The organism is Blastomonas sp. UPD001 (assembly GCF_003426715.1).
Classification (GTDB): domain Bacteria; phylum Pseudomonadota; class Alphaproteobacteria; order Sphingomonadales; family Sphingomonadaceae; genus Blastomonas.
In genome coordinates, this window is record NZ_QKVT01000046.1 from 1 (window position 1) to 501 (window position 501).

1 pseudogene is annotated in these 501 nt (G+C 72.1%); it reads left to right on the forward strand.

Features of this window, described 5'->3' with window-relative positions:
* Positions 1-501 (forward strand): annotated as a pseudogene (locus DM995_RS18210) (hybrid sensor histidine kinase/response regulator); the annotation flags it as partial.

Sequence of the window (501 nt, forward strand, 5' to 3'; positions counted from 1 at the left end):
CCCGACGTCCGCATCACCACGCTGATCATCATCGGCGGCCTCGCGGTGAGCGGCGCGCTGATCTGGCTGGCGCTGGGTGACTGGGTGCCGCTGGCGCTGTTCGCGGGCGGGCTGGTGGCGCTTGCCTCGCTGATCCTGCTGGTGCGGCACCAGTTCCCGCCGCGCAGCGAGGTGCAGCGCGCGATGCCCGACTGGTCGGTGACCTTTGCCGCGACCGACCACCCGACCATGGCGATCGCGATCACCGACGAGGCCGGGCGGATGATCTGCGCCAATCAGCGCTTCATCGACCAGTTCGGCGCCGAGATGGTGCCGCCCAAATTGTCGCTGGCCGGTCAGGGCGGTGATCTGCTCGCCGAGGCGGGCCGGGCGGCCTGGCGCGATGGCGAGGGCAGGGCCGCAGGGCTGATGGCGGCGGGCGTACCGATCGATGCGCAGGTGCGCCGTGTCGGGCGCGGGCAGGACTATCTGCTCTGGCGGTTCGAGCCGGTGGCGCGGCAC